This is a genomic window from Achromobacter sp. 01N37 (genome assembly GCF_056399725.1).
Genome location: NZ_JBFTRX010000001.1, coordinates 320,293 through 336,568 on the forward strand (window position 1 = coordinate 320,293; position 16,276 = coordinate 336,568).

At 64.5% G+C, this 16,276-nt stretch carries 12 protein-coding genes; 6 read left to right on the plus strand and 6 right to left on the minus strand.

From position 1 onward, the window contains the following. The first annotated feature begins 22 nt into the window (after nucleotides 1-22). Nucleotides 23-574 (plus strand): transcription elongation factor GreB, encoded by a 552-nt coding sequence (gene greB / locus AC1DSJ_RS01440; RefSeq protein ID WP_054425267.1) that lies wholly within the window; start codon nucleotides 23-25, stop codon nucleotides 572-574. Between the two features lie 191 nt (nucleotides 575-765). Here the strand turns inward: greB and AC1DSJ_RS01445 are convergent, their stop codons facing one another. The 3 genes from AC1DSJ_RS01445 to AC1DSJ_RS01455 are packed head-to-tail and all read right to left on the minus strand — an operon-like array spanning nucleotide 766 to nucleotide 3,677. Beyond that, nucleotides 766-1,794: a DctP family TRAP transporter solute-binding subunit gene (locus tag AC1DSJ_RS01445; RefSeq protein ID WP_054425269.1), complete on the minus strand. Its 1,029-nt coding sequence runs from the start codon at nucleotides 1,792-1,794 to the stop codon at nucleotides 766-768. 54 nt (nucleotides 1,795-1,848) lie between these two features. Beyond that, nucleotides 1,849-3,147, minus strand: coding sequence for a TRAP transporter large permease (locus AC1DSJ_RS01450; protein ID WP_054425271.1), 1,299 nt, complete (start codon nucleotides 3,145-3,147; stop codon nucleotides 1,849-1,851). Continuing rightward, nucleotides 3,144-3,677, minus strand: a complete 534-nt coding sequence (locus tag AC1DSJ_RS01455) for a TRAP transporter small permease (RefSeq protein WP_054425273.1) — start codon at nucleotides 3,675-3,677, stop codon at nucleotides 3,144-3,146. Before AC1DSJ_RS01455 ends, AC1DSJ_RS01450 begins: the two co-directional genes overlap by 4 nt. Before the next feature lie 373 nt (nucleotides 3,678-4,050). Between AC1DSJ_RS01455 and purL the strand changes: the two genes are divergently transcribed. Then, nucleotides 4,051-8,100, plus strand: coding sequence for a phosphoribosylformylglycinamidine synthase (gene purL, locus AC1DSJ_RS01460; RefSeq protein ID WP_441370826.1), 4,050 nt, complete (start codon nucleotides 4,051-4,053; stop codon nucleotides 8,098-8,100). Between the two features lie 194 nt (nucleotides 8,101-8,294). Then, nucleotides 8,295-8,693, plus strand: a complete 399-nt coding sequence (locus tag AC1DSJ_RS01465; protein ID WP_054425275.1) for a hypothetical protein — start codon at nucleotides 8,295-8,297, stop codon at nucleotides 8,691-8,693. Between the two features lie 156 nt (nucleotides 8,694-8,849). Here AC1DSJ_RS01465 and AC1DSJ_RS01470 read toward each other — a convergent pair whose 3' ends face one another. Continuing rightward, entirely contained in the window at nucleotides 8,850-9,758 is a 909-nt protein-coding gene (locus AC1DSJ_RS01470; protein ID WP_054425277.1) for a LysR substrate-binding domain-containing protein, read from the minus strand. Nucleotides 9,759-9,865: 107 nt separating this feature from the next. Between AC1DSJ_RS01470 and AC1DSJ_RS01475 the strand changes: the two genes are divergently transcribed. Together AC1DSJ_RS01475 and AC1DSJ_RS01480 are read left to right on the plus strand one after the other, a co-directional pair. Next, on the plus strand, nucleotides 9,866-11,197 hold the full coding sequence (locus tag AC1DSJ_RS01475; RefSeq protein ID WP_441370827.1) for a sulfatase family protein: 1,332 nt from the start codon (nucleotides 9,866-9,868) through the stop codon (nucleotides 11,195-11,197). 207 nt (nucleotides 11,198-11,404) lie between these two features. After that, nucleotides 11,405-13,033, plus strand: a complete 1,629-nt coding sequence (locus AC1DSJ_RS01480) for a methyl-accepting chemotaxis protein (RefSeq protein ID WP_175169233.1) — start codon at nucleotides 11,405-11,407, stop codon at nucleotides 13,031-13,033. Nucleotides 13,034-13,201: 168 nt separating this feature from the next. Here the strand turns inward: AC1DSJ_RS01480 and AC1DSJ_RS01485 are convergent, their stop codons facing one another. Both AC1DSJ_RS01485 and AC1DSJ_RS01490 read right to left on the minus strand, forming a co-directional pair. Further along, on the minus strand, nucleotides 13,202-14,191 hold the full coding sequence (locus tag AC1DSJ_RS01485) for a Bug family tripartite tricarboxylate transporter substrate binding protein (protein ID WP_441370828.1): 990 nt from the start codon (nucleotides 14,189-14,191) through the stop codon (nucleotides 13,202-13,204). A 19-nt stretch (nucleotides 14,192-14,210) separates the two neighbouring features. Next, nucleotides 14,211-15,167, minus strand: coding sequence for an alpha/beta hydrolase (locus AC1DSJ_RS01490; RefSeq protein ID WP_175169231.1), 957 nt, complete (start codon nucleotides 15,165-15,167; stop codon nucleotides 14,211-14,213). 143 nt (nucleotides 15,168-15,310) lie between these two features. On the opposite strand from AC1DSJ_RS01490, the gene AC1DSJ_RS01495 reads away from it, so the two are divergent. Next, complete coding sequence (locus AC1DSJ_RS01495) at nucleotides 15,311-16,228, plus strand: LysR substrate-binding domain-containing protein (protein ID WP_054425287.1); 918 nt, start codon at nucleotides 15,311-15,313, stop codon at nucleotides 16,226-16,228. Nucleotides 16,229-16,276: the final 48 nt, after the last annotated feature.

The window sequence follows — 16,276 nt, forward strand, 5'->3', positions numbered from 1 at the left end:
GCGCCATTGCGGCGCAGCCGCTATGAACAAAGCCTTTGTGAAAGAGTCGGACAACGACGACGACGATGATCTGCCGCAAACCCAAGCGCTGCCGGCAGGCACCAAAAACTACATGACGCCCGAAGGCTACGAACGCCTGCGCGCCGAGCTCACGCATCTGATGAACGTCGAGCGCCCGTCGGTGGTGCAAGTGGTGTCCTGGGCCGCCTCCAACGGCGACCGCTCTGAAAACGGCGACTATCTGTACGGTAAAAAGCGCCTGCGCGAAATCGACCGCCGCATGCGCTTTTTGACCAAGCGCCTGGACATCGCCGAAGTCGTGGACCCGGCCATCCAGCCCAACCGCGACCAGGTGTTCTTCGGCGCCACCGTGCTGTATTCGGACAAGGCCGGCGAAGACCACAAGGTCACCATCGTGGGCGTGGACGAAGCCGAACCCTTGGCCGGGAAAATCAGCTGGATTTCCCCCGTGGCTCGCGCGCTGATCAAGGCGAAGGAAGGCGATACGGTGGTGCTGCGCACGCCGGGCGGCATTGAAGAGCTGGATATTCTGGAAGTCAGCTATCCGGCGTAATGGACGCCCATTGAGACCGATGACCCGATCCCGCGATCGCATCCCATCGGCGAATCTCCCCTGAAAAGGAAACAGGCGCCAGCTTGTGGCTGGCGCCTGTTTGGTTGGGAGGGATCTGACGTCCCTGCCTCGGTGTGGCGGCTTGCGCCGCCGTTCCCCTGGGGCTTGCTGCTAAGTCGGTACGGTGCGGCTCACTTCTTGCGTGCGGCGATGGACTTCTCGGCCATGTTGACCAGGTCTTCGCCGATCTGCTTCTTCCACTTGTCGTAAACGGGCTGCGTCACCTTGGCGAACGCGTCGTGCTCGGCCGGCGACAAGGACGTGACCGTCACGCCGTGGCCTTCAATTTCCTTCAGCAGCGACGGGTCTTCCGGCGTGACGCCCTTGCGCGCGATCACGATCTGCTGCTTGCCGGCGTCAAGCGCGGCCTGGCGCACGATGTCGCGATCTTTTTCCGACCACGAATTCCACACTTCGCGGTTCACCACGAAGATCAGCGGGTCGGCCACGTAGTTCCACAGGGTCAGATACTTCTGGCCCACGGTGTACAGCTTGGAACCGGTGTAGATGGACAGGGGGTTTTCCTGGCCGTCAACCGCGCCGCTGGCCAGTGCCGGCTGCGCATCGGCCCAGCTCATCTGCGTGGGGTTGGCGCCCAGCGCGGTGAACGTGTCGATGTACAGCGGCGAACCCACCACGCGCAGCTTCATGCCCTTCATGTCTTCGGGCTTCTTGATTTCGCGCTTGGAATTGCTGACCTGGCGGTAGCCGTTTTCGCCCCATGCCAGCGGCACGACGCCCGCCTTTTCGATCAGCTTGAACATCTCTTTCCCCACATCGCCTTGCACCAGCGCGTCGATGGCGGCGTAGTCGGGCATCAGGAAGGGCAGCGAGAACAGGTTCAACTGCTTGACCTGCGGCGACCAGTTGATGGTTGAGCCCACGGCCATGTCGATCACGCCTTGGCGGATGGCGGTGAATTCGCGCGTCTGGTCACCTTGCACCAGCGACGTGCCTGGATAGACCTTGATGTTGATGCGGCCATCGGTGCGCTCGCGCACCAGCTTGGACCAGATTTCGGCGCCCTGGCCCCACGGGAAGGTGGTGCCCACGACGATCGACAGCTTGTATTCGGGCTTGTAGTTTTGCGCGTGCACCGGCGTCATGCCGACGGCAGCCGCCGCGCACAACGCGGCGCCGATCAGGTTGCGGAAGTTCATGCGATGTCTCCTCTCTTTGCGAGTGTGTCTGTTGTTGTGTTGAGAACCTGCACTTCAATAGCCCAGCTTTTTCGGCAACCACAGCGCCAGCTGCGGGAACACCAGCACCGCCACCAGCACCAGGAACATCGCGCCCAGCAGCCACACCACCCAGCGCACCGTGGACTCCATCGGCACGCGCGCAATGCGGCACGACACCATCAGGTTCACGGCCAGCGGCGGGGTGAATTGGCCAAGCGCCACCTTCAAGGTCAGGATCACGCCGAACCACACCGGGTCCCACCCGTAGGCGTTGGCAATCGGCATCAGCAGCGGCACGAAAATCAGGAAGATCGAAATGCCGTCCAGGAACATGCCGACCGTCATCAGCAGCAGAATCAGCAGCGACAGCACGCCCCATTCGCCCAGACCGGAATTGACGATGGCGTTCGTGATCGGGTCAATCACGCTCAGCGTGGACAGCGCCCAGGCGAAGATGCCGGCCAGCGTCACCACCAGCATGATCACGGCGGACAGCTCGGCGGCTTCGCGCAAAATCTTGTACAAGTCGCGGAACTTGATGGTGCGGTGAATGAAACCGCCCACGAACAAGCCGTAGAACACGGCGACGACGGCGGCTTCGGTGGGCGTGAACCAGCCCATGCGCATGCCGCCCAGAATCAGCACAGGCGCCGCCAGCCCCCACGACGCTTCGCGCAGGCTGGCCCAGAAAGGCGGGCGGGGCAGGTGGGCTTCCAGCGCGCCCATCTTGTATTTGCGCGACAGCCACACCGCCGGAATGATCAGTGCGAAACCGGCCAGAATGCCGGGGATCATGCCCGCGGCGAACAATGCCGGCACGGACGCGCCCGGCACCAGCACCGAGTAAATGATGAAGGCCACCGACGGCGGGATCAGGATGTCGGTGGCGGCGCCGGCCGCCACCACCGCCGCCGAGAACGAGCCCGGATAGCCCGCGCGCGACATGGCCGTGATCATCACCGCGCCCACCGCCGCCGCGCAGGCCGGGCCGGAACCCGAGATGCCGCCCAGGAACATGGCCACCGCAATCGACACCAGCGGCAGCATGCCCGGGCCGCGGCCGACGATGGCAATCGCAAAGTCCACCAGCCGTTTGGCCACGCCCGAGCGGTCGAAGATGGACCCCACCAGCACGAACATCGGAATCGCCAGCAGCGGGTACTTGGCCAGCCCCGCGTAGAAGTTCTGCGGCACGGTCAACAGGCCATACCAGGGCGTGTCCAGGTTGGACAGCACGATGGCAACCGTGCCGCCAATACCCAGCGCCACGCCAACCGGCACGCCGATCAGCATCAGCACGATGAAGACAACGAACAAGAGGGTGGCGATCATTTCGTGTCGGCGCCCCGGGCGATGCGGCGGATCGTGCCGATGGTGCGCAGCGAAATCGCCGCGGCCATCACGGGCAGCCAGATCGAATACCACCAGGTCGGCACGCCAATCGCGGGCGAGGTTTCTTCGTAGATATATTCGTCGGACACCAGCTTCACCGACAGCACGGTCAGCAGCAGGAAGAACGCCAGCACGCAGCCGTTGGAAATCAGCGCCATGATGCGCTGGCGGCGGGGTGAACCGTTGTCGGCCAGGATTTCGATGCGGATGTGGTGGTTGCGCACGAACGCCACGCTGCCGCCCGCCATGGTCAGCACGATCAGCAGGAACACCGAAATTTCTTCGGTCCACGCAAACGACTGGTCGGTGAAGTAGCGCACCAGCACGTTGGCGAACGTGATCAGCGCCAGCGTCGCCAGCAGGATCACGGCCAGCCAGTCTTCGATGGCCAGCGGCACGCGGACGGGGGGATCTGCTTCAACGGGGATGATCGGTTCGACAGGCTCGGCGGGGGCTTCGGAACGGGACATGGGTGAGGCGACGGCAGGGCGCTAGGCGCGCTTTCTATTGAGAGTCGCTGCATCCTACCGTTGCCCCGGGGGCGCGATAGCTCGTGTTTTCCCGTGGTGCGGGGCGACAACAACATGTTGCATTGCGTCAGATGAGGCCTGGCCAGAGCCACGGGGCGGCGAATAAACCGCGATGCCCTCAGGGCTTTACCGAAATATTGCTACGCACCATGCGGGTGCAAGGTCGGCGGAATTCTTTTGTAACAATAGGGAAAACTGGGGGTTGGCAAGATTCTTGAACGGTTCTTGAACGCTTCTTGAATATCGGCTCCGGGAAAACCCCCTAAACAGGTAAAATCACTTTTTGCACCCATCCTTATACGGCGCCCGCATCGTGTCCCTAGTTCAGCATCTGCCTGGTTCCTCCGTCCTGTCCTCCTTTCGTCGCGATCGCCTACTGGCGCAATTGAAGGAAGCCGGCCTGCCGGTGGCCGACATCTCCGCTCGTTACGAGCACTTCGTCAGCACCGACGCCGCGTTGACGGCCGAACAGCAGCAACACCTGACCCAACTGCTGGACTACGGCACGCCCAGCACGGCCGACGCCCCGGCCAAGAGCCTGTCCCTGCTGGTCATTCCCCGCCTGGGCACCATTTCCCCGTGGGCCAGCAAGGCCACCGACATCGCCCACAACTGTGGCTTGTCGTCGATACACCGCATCGAGCGCGGCGTGCGTTACGTGATCACCCCCGAACGCGGCCTGCTCGGCACCAAATCGTTTGACGACGCCATGCTGGCGCGCGCGGCGGACTGCCTGCACGACCGCATGACCGAAACCGTGGTTGACGCCAGCTTCGACGGCCAGGCGCTGTTCCAGACGCTGGCCGGCAAGCCCATGCGCACGGTTGGCGTGCAGGCCAGCGGCGTCCAAGCACTGGCCGAAGCCAATATTTCGCTGGGCCTGGCCCTGTCGGAAGACGAAATCGAATACCTGGCCAAGTCGTTCACCGACCTGGGCCGCGACCCCACCGATGTGGAATTGATGATGTTCGCGCAAGCCAATAGCGAACATTGCCGCCACAAGATCTTCAACGCCGAATGGGTGATCGACGGCCAGTCGCAGCCCAACACGCTGTTTGGCATGATCCGCGCCACGCACAAGGCGCAGCCGGAAGGCACCGTCGTCGCGTACTCGGACAACGCCGCCATCATGGAAGGCGGCCCCGCGCAGCGCTTCCAGGCCGGCGTGCCCGGTGTCACGGGCGAGGGCGCTGACGGCGCCAAGTACATCCGCCGCGACACCACCGTGCACACCTTGATGAAGGTGGAAACGCACAACCACCCGACCGCCATCGCCCCGTTCCCGGGCGCGTCCACGGGCGCGGGCGGCGAAATCCGCGACGAAGGCGCAACCGGCCGCGGCTCCAAGCCCAAGGCGGGCCTGACCGGCTTCACCGTGTCGCACCTGCGTTTCGACGACGCGCTGCAACCCTGGGAAGCCGACCACCACGGCCTGCCCGAGCGCATCGCCTCGCCGCTGTCCATCATGATCGACGGCCCCATCGGCGGCGCGGCGTTCAACAACGAATTTGGCCGGCCCAACCTCCTGGGCTACTTCCGCTCGTTCGAGCAGACCGCTGGCGGCACGCGCTGGGGCTATCACAAGCCCATCATGATCGCGGGCGGCCTGGGCAGCATCGACGCGGGCCTGACCCACAAAGACGTGATTCCCCCTGGCGCGCTGCTGATTCAGCTGGGTGGCCCGGGCTTCCGTATTGGCATGGGCGGCGGCGCCGCCTCCAGCATCAGCATGGGCAGCAACTCGGCCGAACTGGACTTTGATTCCGTCCAGCGCGGCAACCCGGAAATCGAACGCCGTGCCCAGGAAGTTATCGACCGCTGCTGGCAGCAGGCCGAGAACAACCCCATCATCGCCATCCACGACGTGGGTGCGGGCGGTTTGTCCAATGCCTTCCCGGAATTGGTCAACGACGCCGGCCGTGGCGCCATCTTTGATCTGAAGCGTGTGCCGCTGGAAGAGTCGGGCTTGTCGCCCGCTGAAATCTGGAGCAACGAATCGCAGGAACGCTATGTTCTGTCGATTCTGCCGAAAGACTTGGAACGCTTTGACGCCATCGCCCGCCGCGAACGCTGCCCGTACGCGGTGGTGGGTGTGGCCACTGAAGAACGCCAACTGCGCGTGGTGGACGGCGAGGGCTTGCCCGGCCTGGACACCATTCGCCCGCAAGGCGACGCCGAAGTGCGCCCCGTGGACGTGCCGATCGACGTCATCCTGGGCAAGCCGCCGCGCATGACGCGCGACGTGCGCCGCCTGCCTGGCGTGTCCGCGCCGCTGGACCTTGCCGGCATCGACCTGACCGAAGCCGCTTACCGCGTGCTGCGTCACCCGACGGTCGCCAACAAGTCGTTCCTGATCACCATCGGTGACCGCACCGTGGGCGGGCTGTCCAGCCGTGACCAGATGGTGGGCCCGTGGCAAGTGCCGGTGGCTGACTGCGCGGTTACCTTGGCCGACTACGAAGGCTTCCGCGGCGAAGCGATGTCGATGGGTGAACGCACCCCCATCGCCATGCTCGACGCTCCGGCGTCCGGCCGCATGGCCGTGGCCGAAGCGCTGACCAACCTGGCCGCCGCCGACGTGGCGCGCCTGGAAGACATCAAGCTGTCCGCCAACTGGATGGCGGCTTGCGGCGTCGACGGCCAGGACGCCGCGCTGTATGACACCGTGTCCGCCGTCAGCGAGCTGTGCCAGGCGACCGGCCTGTCCATTCCCGTGGGCAAGGATTCGCTGTCCATGAAGACGTCCTGGGAACAGGACGGCGAACAGCGCCAGGTGGTGGCGCCGGTGTCGCTGGTGGTCACGGCGTTTGCACCCGTTGCCGACGTGCGCGCCAGCCTCACGCCGCAGTTGCGCACCGACGCCGGTGACAGCGTGCTGATCCTGATCGATCTGGGCCGTGGCCGTCACCGCATGGGTGGCTCGATTCTGGCGCAGACGTACAACCAGGTCGGCGAAACCGTGCCGGACATCGACGCGCCGCAAGAGCTGCGCGCGTTCTTCATCACGATCCGCACGCTGGCCGAAGCCGGCACCATCCTGGCCTACCACGACCGTTCTGACGGCGGCCTGTTCGCCACGCTGACCGAAATGGCCTTCGCCGGCCGCACCGGTATCTCGGTGAACCTGGACATGCTGACGTTCGATCCGCAATCGGCGGATTGGGGCGACTACAAGATCCGCCCGGATCAAGTGAAGGTGCAGCGCGAAGAACTGACGCTCAAGGCGCTGTTCTCGGAAGAAGCGGGCGCCGTCATTCAAGTGCCGGCATCGCAACGCGACGCCGTCATGCAAGTGCTGCGTGGCGCTGGCCTGTCGGCCCACTCGCACGTGATCGGCGGCCTGAATGGCGCCGATGAAGTCGAGTTCTATCGCGACGGCAAGAAGGTCTGGGGCCAGCCGCGCGCTGAACTCGGCCGCGCCTGGAGCGAAGTGTCTTACCGCATCATGTCGCGCCGCGACAACCCGGCGTGCGCGCAAGCGGAACTTGACGTCTGGAACGACACGACCGATCCGGGCATGAGCCCGAACGTGTCCTTCGACCCGCAAGAGAACATCGCCGCGCCCTTCATCAACACCGGCAAGCGTCCGCGCGTGGCCATCCTGCGCGAGCAGGGTTGCAACAGCCAGGTCGAAATGGCCTGGGCGTTTGATACCTCGGGCTTTGAAGCCATCGACGTCCACATGACCGACCTCTTGGCCGGCCGCGTGGACCTGGCGCAGATGCAAGGCCTGGTGGCCGTGGGCGGCTTCAGCTACGGCGACGTGCTGGGCGCAGGCGAAGGCTGGGCGCGCACCATCCGCTTCAACAGCAAGCTGTCGGATCAGTTCGCCGCCTACTTCGCGCGTCCCGATACGTTCGCGCTGGGCGTGTGCAACGGCTGCCAGATGATGGCTGCGTTGGCCCCGATGATTCCGGGCGCCGAGCACTGGCCGCGCTTCACGCGCAACCAGTCGGAAAAGTACGAAGCGCGTCTGTCGATGGTGGAATTGGCGAAGTCGCCGTCCATCTTCTTCGCTGGCATGGAAGGCGCTCGCATTCCCGTCGCCGTGGCGCACGGTGAAGGCTTTGCCGACTTCTCGCAGCAGGGCGACGCCAGCCGCGTGCTCACCGCCGCGCGCTACATCGACAACCGTGGCCAAGCCACCGAGGCCTACCCGTTCAACCCGAACGGCAGCCCGGGCGGCCTGACGTCCGTCACCACCGCCGATGGCCGCTTCACGGTCATGATGCCGCACCCGGAACGCGTGACCCGCAACGTCATGATGTCGTGGGCGCCCGAGACGTGGGGCAATGCCGACACGGGTGGCGCGTACAGCCCGTGGATGCGCATCTTCCGCAACGCGCGCGCCTGGTTGAAGTAAAGCTACAGCGATAACACGCTTGCGTTCTGGTTGCCGCTTGCGCGGTGCATCGGAAGCATAAAGAACGGGCCTTGCGCCCGTTCTTTTTTTGCGAGTTCGGATTGGCCGGGCCACGATTGGCCACGCGCCGGTTCCGCAAGTAGGATGAGGGCAGCCCGCATTGGCGGAATCCTGCATTCATAGGGGGAATCGTCATGAAGCTGAATAAGCTGCACGATGTCATCGGAACCGTTTTGCTTATCCTGGTTCCGCTGATCTACGCGTTTTATGTGGCCGTGATGGCACTGTCTTTCGGAAAAATCCAAGGCGGGTTTATTGCTGCTGGCGATAGCCACGGCGTGGCGCTTGCCCGAGGCATGTTGCACATGGCGTTGTCGCCCGGCGCATTTGCTGCCGCGGCTGCGTGGATGTTGCTGCGGCGCTCGCCCGCGCACCGTATCCGCTGGGCATGGGGCGTGTTCGCCTGGCTGTGGTTCAGCATTGCGATGTCGGTGGTGCTGGCGCCGGTGTTTTATGCGTGGGCAGCATTGCAGGCGGTGTGGGCAGCGGCGTTGGCCTGGACCTGCCGGGCGGCTCGCCATTCTGCGGCCTGAGGCAACTTGCCTGAAGCAACGTGCCTGAAGTGACACGGCCAGAAGCAATAAGCCAGAATCAACAAGCCAGAAGCAACAAGCCAGAAGCAACAATGCCTGCCGAAGCGGCAGGCATTGTCACGCGAGAGCAAGCGAAAAACGCGCTAGGCCTTGCGGTTATGAGGCGCCGTTGCGAAAGTACGTGGCTTCGCGCTCGAACTGCGTCGCCAGTTCTTCGGCGGCCGGCGTCAGCGGATGTGCGCTGCGTTGGAACAAGCCGATGGCATAGCTGGGCAAGGGTTCGGACACGGGCACAATTTCAAGCTGTTCGCGCAGCATGCCGGTTGTGATCAGCGCGGTGGGCAACAGCGCCATGCGATCACTGTTGGCCACCAACGCTGCCGCGTCGATCAGGCCATCCGTGTACATGTCCACGCGCGGCGCGCCGAGCCCGGCGTCGTCAAATACCTTGTAGACCGCTGCACCTGGCTGGCCGGGCGGCCCTGCAACGGTGAACACCACGTCTTGCAATTCATACATCGTGCGCGCTTGCCGCAAAGGATGATCGCGGCGCGCCGCCACCACCAGCGGACTGTCGATCAGCGAGCGCACCTTCAACTGTGAGTCCGCATTCTCTGCATTCACGGGGCAGATGGCGAAGTCGAGTTGGCCGTCGCGCAGCAACGGCGTCAGCGTGTGGTAAAGCCCGCTGCGGCAACTGAGCTCGACTTCGGGGTAGACCTGCCGAAAGCGCTGAATGGCGGACGGCGCCAGCAACACCGATGCCGCCGCCGAGATGCCATATTGCACCGTGCCCATGCGCTCGCCGCGCATTTGCGACATGGTGTCGCGCGCGCGTTTGGTCTCGTGAACCAAATGCTGCGCATGAGGAAGAAAACGTTTGCCGTAGTCGTTGGGCCGCATGCCTTTGGCGTGCCTGTCGAACAACGGTAATCCCAGTGTGCGTTCCAGCCGTCGCAGGGATTTGGTCATTGCCGGTTGAGTTTGCCCGGTCGCGCGGGCTGCCGCGTGCACGCTGCCATGTTGCGTGACCGCCAGAAAGTCGAACACTTGCTGCAACTTCATGTTGATGCCTCCCCGTTATTACTCGGTCGATCTTGCTATTAGCGTCCCCGCTTGCTCGCATCTAGAGTGCTCAGTGACCGTAGTTCATTCACACGAAGGAGGCAAGCATGCGCACTGAGAACGTGGCGGAACGGCCAAACGTAGTCTTCATCGTGGCGGACGATTTAGGCTCCGCAGACCTGGGTTGCTATGGCGGCCGGCCCGCGGATTTCGGCGATGTGTCGCCTGAACTGGATGCCTTGGCTGCAAGCGGCATTCGCTTCACGCAGGGCTATGCCAATGCGCCCGTGGGATCGCCCACGCGCTTTGCATTGATGACGGGGCGCTACCAATACCGGCTGCGTGGCGCGGCCGAAGAACCTTTGAACGGCAGCGCGCGCGGCAGTGACATGTTGGGCCTGCCGCCGGCGCATCCTACGCTGGCGTCGTTGTTGCGCGCGGCGGGCTACGCGACGTCGCTGGTCGGAAAATGGCACTTGGGTTACCCGCCACATTTCGGCCCGTTGCGATCGGGGTATCAAGACTTCTACGGCTCGCTGTCTGGCACCGTGGACTACTTCAGCCATCGCGACCAGCATGGCCAGTACGACTTGTGGCAGAACCTGCGTGCGGCCAATGCCACCGGCTACCTGACCGATCTGCTGACCGAGCGCGCGGTGCAAACCATCGACCACGCGGCCCAAGCGCGCACGCCGCTCTTTCTTAGCCTGCACTACACGGCGCCGCAATCGCCGTGGGAAGCGCGCGGCGATGAAGCGCGCGCCTATCAGGTGGCGCCCAATCTGCTCGACTTGAATGGCGGCAGCGTGCATACCTATCGCAGCATGATTCATCACATGGATGAAGGCGTGGGACGCGTGCGCCAGGCGCTGGCGCGCAACGGGCTGCTGGATAACACTCTGATCATCTTCACTAGCGGCAACGGCGGCGACCGCTTTGCCGACAGCTGGCCCTTGATGGGCGGCAAGATGGACCTGACCGAAGGCGGCATCCGCGTGCCGTGGATTGCGCACTGGCCCGCCGTGATCGCGCCCGGCCGCATCAGCCGTCAACAGTGCATGACCATGGATTGGACCGCTACGGTGCTGGACGCGGCGGGCGTGGCGCCGCACGAGGACTTTCCGCTGGACGGCGTGTCGATGTTGGGCGTTTTGCATGGCAAGCCGGAGTTCGAACGCAAGCTGTATTGGCGCACCAAGCACCGCGGCCAGCGCGCCAGCCGGCAGGGCGACTGGAAGTATTTGCAGGTGGATGGCTACTCGTACTTGTTCGACTTGTCGCGCGATGAGCGCGAACGCGCCAATCAGGCCACGCATGATCCCGGCAGGCTGGCGGACATGCGGCGCGACTGGCTGCAATGGAATGCGGCGATGCCCGTGATTCCGCATGACGCCGCTACCGGGCTGGGGTATACGCAGCGCCACATGCCGCTGCGCTGACTGGGCAAAGGGCGGTCAGGGGCGGTCAGGGGCGGACAGAGGCGGTCAGAGGTGGTCAGAGGTGGTCAGAGAGGTGGTCAGAGGCGGTCAGAGGCGGTCAGAGGCTGCCAGCGGCTGTCAGCCCGCTGTAACCCAATGAGATATTTAACTTTTCATTGCAGCCTGTCGTTAACCCGGGGAGCGTTATGCAAACCGGAGTGACCCTATATGTTCAAGAATTTAAGTATCCGCGCCATTTTGACGACCGCCCTGGCCGTCTTTTTTGGCCTTTTCCTGGTCACCGGCGTGGCCGTCTATCAGCAACTCACGTCCAACCGCACGTCCATTGAAGTCTTGCTGGACACGAACCTGGTGCGCGCCAATGCCGTGGACGGCGCGGCTGCCGAACTGCTGCGCGCACGTCTCGTCTTGCTGGCCGCCCAGAGCGCGCTGATCGAAGGCAAGAGCATCGACAGCCTGCCGAGCATGCAGCGTCTGGACGGCTACACGAAAAAAGCGTCTGACTTGATTGATATGGCGCGCAAGCAACCCGAAGTGTCGGAAGTAGGTAAGCCCTTGTTCGACGCCGCGTTGGCCGCCTATGACGTCTACCAGCGCGACGCCATCGCGCCGATGGTGGCGGCCATTCGCGCCGGCAAGCCCCAAGACGCCAGCCGCCTGAACCTGGAGAAGGTCACGCCGCTGGGCATCGCCTTCACGCAAGCCATCCAGAAGTATGTGGACTACGCGGACGAAATCGGCCAACGCGTGGCGCGCGAGGCATCCACGCGCATCAACGGCGCGATTGTGCTGCTGGTCTGTTTGCTGGTGGTGGTGGCGGTGCTGGTGGTGAGCCTGTACGCGATCTTCGCCCGCTCCGTTTTCCGCCCCTTGCATGACGCGGGCCGTTTGTTTGACCGCATCGCGGGTGGCGACTTGAGTAACCGCATCGAACAACGCGGCGACAACGAAATCGGCGTGCTGTACGCCGCCGTCAAGCGCATGCAGGACAGCCTGGCGCGCACCGTGTCGGCCGTTCGCCTGGGCGTGGAAGAAATCCACACCGGTTCGCGCGAGATCGCGGCTGGCAACATCGACTTGTCTTCGCGTACCGAGCAGCAGGCAGCTTCCCTTGAGGAAACGGCCGCCAGCATGGACGAGCTGTCGTCCACCGTGAAGAACAACGCCGACAGTTCGCGCAGCGCCTCGCAATTGGCGACGGTGGCGTCCGAAGTGGCCACGCGCGGCGGCAAGGCCGTGGGCGACGTGGTGGGCACGATGCGCGGCATTGCCGACAGCTCCAAGCGCATCGCCGATATCGTGGGTGTGATCGACGGCATCGCGTTCCAGACCAACATCCTGGCACTGAACGCCGCAGTAGAAGCCGCGCGTGCAGGCGAGCAGGGCAAGGGCTTTGCGGTGGTGGCCAGCGAAGTGCGCGCCCTGGCGCAGCGCAGCGGCCAGGCGGCCAAGGAAATCAAGGGCTTGATCGACGATTCCGTGCAGAAGGTGTCGATCGGGTCGGATCAGGTGGAAGCCGCGGGCGCGACGATGGAAGAGATCGTGACGTCGGTGCGCCGCGTGACGGACATCATCAACGAGATTTCCAGCGCGTCCGAAGAGCAGTCGCAGGGGATTCAGCAGGTGAATCAGGCGGTGTCGCAGATGGACAGCGTGACGCAGCAAAACGCCGCGCTGGTTGAACAGGCCGCGGCAAGCGCCGCGTCGCTGGAATCCCAGGCGCAACGTTTGCGCGAAGCGGTGGCCGTGTTCAAGTTGCAGGCGGGCGGGCAGGTGATTGACGCCGATGCGCCGGCGCTGGGCCGGGGCGCGCAGGCGGCGCTGATCGGCGCTTAAGCTTTCAGGCACCGGCCGTTATCGGCCTGAAGCAATAGCCGAATTCAGCGGCGGCTGACGCAGGCATCGGCTGACGCAAGCATCGGCTGACGCAAGCCACAGCCGTATCTGGCTACAGCCATCGTCATCGCCCCGGGGAAGCCGTGCTTGCCCGGGGCGTTTTGCTGCTTACTGATCCAGTTGGATCTTGGCGTCGGCCGCCACGTTCTTCCACTTCTTCACGTCGCTTGCGATCACTTGCTGGAATTCATCCGACGTGCCGGCGACCACGGTGCCGCCCAGGCTGGCCATCTTGGCCTTCACTTCGGGCGTGTTCAGCGCCTTCACGGAAGCGTCGTGCAGCTTCTTCTTCACGTCTTCCGGCAGGCCCTTGGGCGCCAGCAGGCCGTTCCAGGCGTTGGCTTCGTAGCGCGGGAGGCCGGCTTCCTTGAAGGTCGGCGTGTCGGGCAGTTCCGGCGAACGCGTGTCGGCGGCGATGGCGATGGGACGAATCTGGCCGCCCTTGATGTAGGGCAGCGAGGCCGGCACCGGTTCCCAGATCATCGACACCTGGCCGCTGATCACGTCGGTGAAGGCCGGGCCCGCGCCACGGTAGGCGATGTGCATGAGCTTGGAACCCGTCATCGACTTCATCAGTTCCATGGCCAGGTTGCCCAGGCCGCCCGCGCCCGACGAGGCGTAGGTGTACTTGTCCGGGTTGGCCTTGGACGCCGCGATCAGCGCGTTCAGGTCGCTGGCCGGGAAGTCTTTGGTGACGCTCAGCACGCCCGGCACGGTGACCAGTTGCGTGATGGCGGTGAAGTCTTGCACGGCGTCATACGTCAACGTCTTGTACACGGCCGGGTTGGTGCCGTGGGTGCTGGAGGACGCCAGCAGCAGGATGTAGCCGTCGGGTGCGGAGTCGGCCACGTAGCGCGTGCCAATCGAGCCGCCTGCGCCCGCCTTGTTTTCCACGACGACGGTGGCGCCCAGCTCGGTGCCCAGTTGGGCGGCGAACACGCGGCCGATGATGTCGGCCGTGCCACCCGGGGCGAACGGCACGATCAGGCGCAGGGGCTTCGCGGGGTAGTCGGCGGCTTGCTGCGCCGAAGCGGCGCCGGCGGCCAGCGTAGCGCCGGTCAGCAGCGCCAGGGCAAGGGTGGATTTCTTGAAATTCATCTGTGTCTCCAGGCGAAGGTTAGTCGAGGCTGCGGTTCAGCCAATCGACGATCAATCCGGCTATCTGGTCGCTGTTGCGGTCCAGCATGCAGAAATGGGAATTGCCGGCGATGCCGGCGGCGGGCAGGTCCAGCACATCGGCGCGTTGGCCGGCCGTGCGCAGGGCGTTCCAGTAGGCGTCCGTCTGGGCGCGGTAGCGCTGCCAGGTGTCGTCCGCGCCAAAGTGATCGCCCCAGACCAGCAGTTGCGGGGGCAACTGACAGCAAGCCGTGGCGGGCGTGCCCGTCGGTTCGACGGCGACCACCGCGCGCACGGTGGCCGCGTATTCCTGGGCGAGCAGGGTGGCGAAGCCGCCGCCCTGGCTGTGTCCGATGACAATGCAGGGGCCGGCCAGGTCCAGCAATTGGCGGTAGGCGTCCAGCGCCATGTCGCCGTGAGTCAGCCAGCGCGGCACGAATTGCTTGGAGAACGTATCGAAGGCGTCGGTGGGAAATTGCTGCGCGGGGTAGGCGTGGCGGGGCTGGCCCGCGGGCGCATAGCCGTCGGCCGGGCCGATGCGAAACAGCCGCCACGCTTCTTCCTTGGACCGGAAGATGGGCGCGCTGTCATAGACCTGCGGATACATCGCCCACGACGCGCGGCCCCGTTCGGGCGCGTCGGACACAAACACGTCATAGCCCGCTTGCAGCAAGCGCCACAGCCAGCCCTCGCGGCCATCGGGCGTGCTTTCCCACTGCGCGCCCGTCATGCCGCCGCCGTGCCAAAGCAGGATGGGGTAGGGGTGGCGCGGCTGGGCCAGCCGGTATTCCTGCACGTACAACTGACCGACGCTGTAGCCGCCGTTCATGTCGACCAGGCGGGCCGACGCGTTGTCCACCACTTGCTGTTGCTGCATCGGCACACCGCCGGCGACAGCCTCGGCGCCGCCCAGAAAGTGGCTGCGGATGGATTTGAGCAAAACAGGGGCGTCGGGCATCAGGGTTTTCCAGAAGTCGATGCCGGGATGTTAGTTGCCAATTGTTTCTGGGTTGTGCAAAATGAGCATCCGCTGTGCCGAATCGGCACAGCCCATGAATACCGATCCCGCCCCGGACAAGCGGGCAGGGATGAGAGAGACAGATGGACACCAAATGGCTGGAAGACTTCGTCGCGCTATCGAAATCGCGCAACATGTTCCAGGCGGCCGAGGCGCGTAGCGTGACGCACCCGGCGTTCGGCCGCCGCATCAAGGCGCTTGAGGAATGGGCGGGCGTGGCGCTGGTGGAACGCGGCCATCAGGCCACCACGCTGAACGCGGCCGGGCGCAGCATGCTGGCCGCCGCCATCGACGTGCTGGACATCCTGCGCGACACCCGGCTGGCGCTGCAAAAGCCCGAGCAGGAACGCAACCGCAAGATCATCATCGCGTCGGGCAAGACGTTGGCGCATTCGGTGCTGCCCGGGCTGATGGCCAGCGTGCAGCAGGGCATGCCGGCGTTCCAGCTGAAGGTCATCACCACCACGCTGAACTACGGCGTGGACATGCTGGCGGATGGCGAGGTCGACTTCCTGCTATGCCATGCGCACGAGCCGCTGTACGCCAAGATTGATAACCCCGGCTACCGCTGCCGGCGCGTGGGCGCCGACAAACTGGTTGCGGTCAGTGCGCCCGTGTCGGAGGGCGGCCGCCACCCCCGCTATGCCGTGCCCAAGCTGGCGTCGGACCCGGCCGTGCCGTTCCTGGCCTATGCCGACAGCATGTCGCTAGGCCGCATCCTGCACGATCGCCTGCGCGGGCTTTGCGTGGTGCCGCAATTGCAGACGTTGTATGAATCAGACCTGGCCGACGCGCTGCACGCCATGGCGCGCCAGGGCTTTGGCCTGGCCTGGCTGCCGCACACGCTGATCGAGGCCGACTTGCGCGCAGGCAAGCTGGTGCGGGCCGACAGCGCGCGTAACGACATCCATATGGAGATTCGGCTGTATCAGTCGGTGGACAACGCCAAATTGCTGGCCCGCCAGGTCTGGACCCGGATCGAAGCCTACGCGGCCCGATAGCGGCGCCGTTCAGCCATAACCATTCAGGCATAAAATAGCGAATTACCC

Bases quoted from the DNA above. Each gene is read 5' to 3' on its own strand.
- AC1DSJ_RS01450 (WP_054425271.1), bottom strand. From the start codon at position 3,147: ATGATCGCCACCCTCTTGTTCGTTGTCTTCATCGTGCTGATGCTGATC.
- AC1DSJ_RS01480 (WP_175169233.1), top strand. From the start codon at position 11,405: ATGTTCAAGAATTTAAGTATCCGCGCCATTTTGACGACCGCCCTGGCC.
- AC1DSJ_RS01465 (WP_054425275.1), top strand. From the start codon at position 8,295: ATGAAGCTGAATAAGCTGCACGATGTCATCGGAACCGTTTTGCTTATC.
- AC1DSJ_RS01455 (WP_054425273.1), bottom strand. From the start codon at position 3,677: ATGTCCCGTTCCGAAGCCCCCGCCGAGCCTGTCGAACCGATCATCCCC.
- AC1DSJ_RS01445 (WP_054425269.1), bottom strand. From the start codon at position 1,794: ATGAACTTCCGCAACCTGATCGGCGCCGCGTTGTGCGCGGCGGCTGCC.
- AC1DSJ_RS01495 (WP_054425287.1), top strand. From the start codon at position 15,311: ATGGACACCAAATGGCTGGAAGACTTCGTCGCGCTATCGAAATCGCGC.
- AC1DSJ_RS01470 (WP_054425277.1), bottom strand. From the start codon at position 9,758: ATGAAGTTGCAGCAAGTGTTCGACTTTCTGGCGGTCACGCAACATGGC.
- AC1DSJ_RS01485 (WP_441370828.1), bottom strand. From the start codon at position 14,191: ATGAATTTCAAGAAATCCACCCTTGCCCTGGCGCTGCTGACCGGCGCT.
- AC1DSJ_RS01490 (WP_175169231.1), bottom strand. From the start codon at position 15,167: ATGCCCGACGCCCCTGTTTTGCTCAAATCCATCCGCAGCCACTTTCTG.
- AC1DSJ_RS01475 (WP_441370827.1), top strand. From the start codon at position 9,866: ATGCGCACTGAGAACGTGGCGGAACGGCCAAACGTAGTCTTCATCGTG.
- greB (WP_054425267.1), top strand. From the start codon at position 23: ATGAACAAAGCCTTTGTGAAAGAGTCGGACAACGACGACGACGATGAT.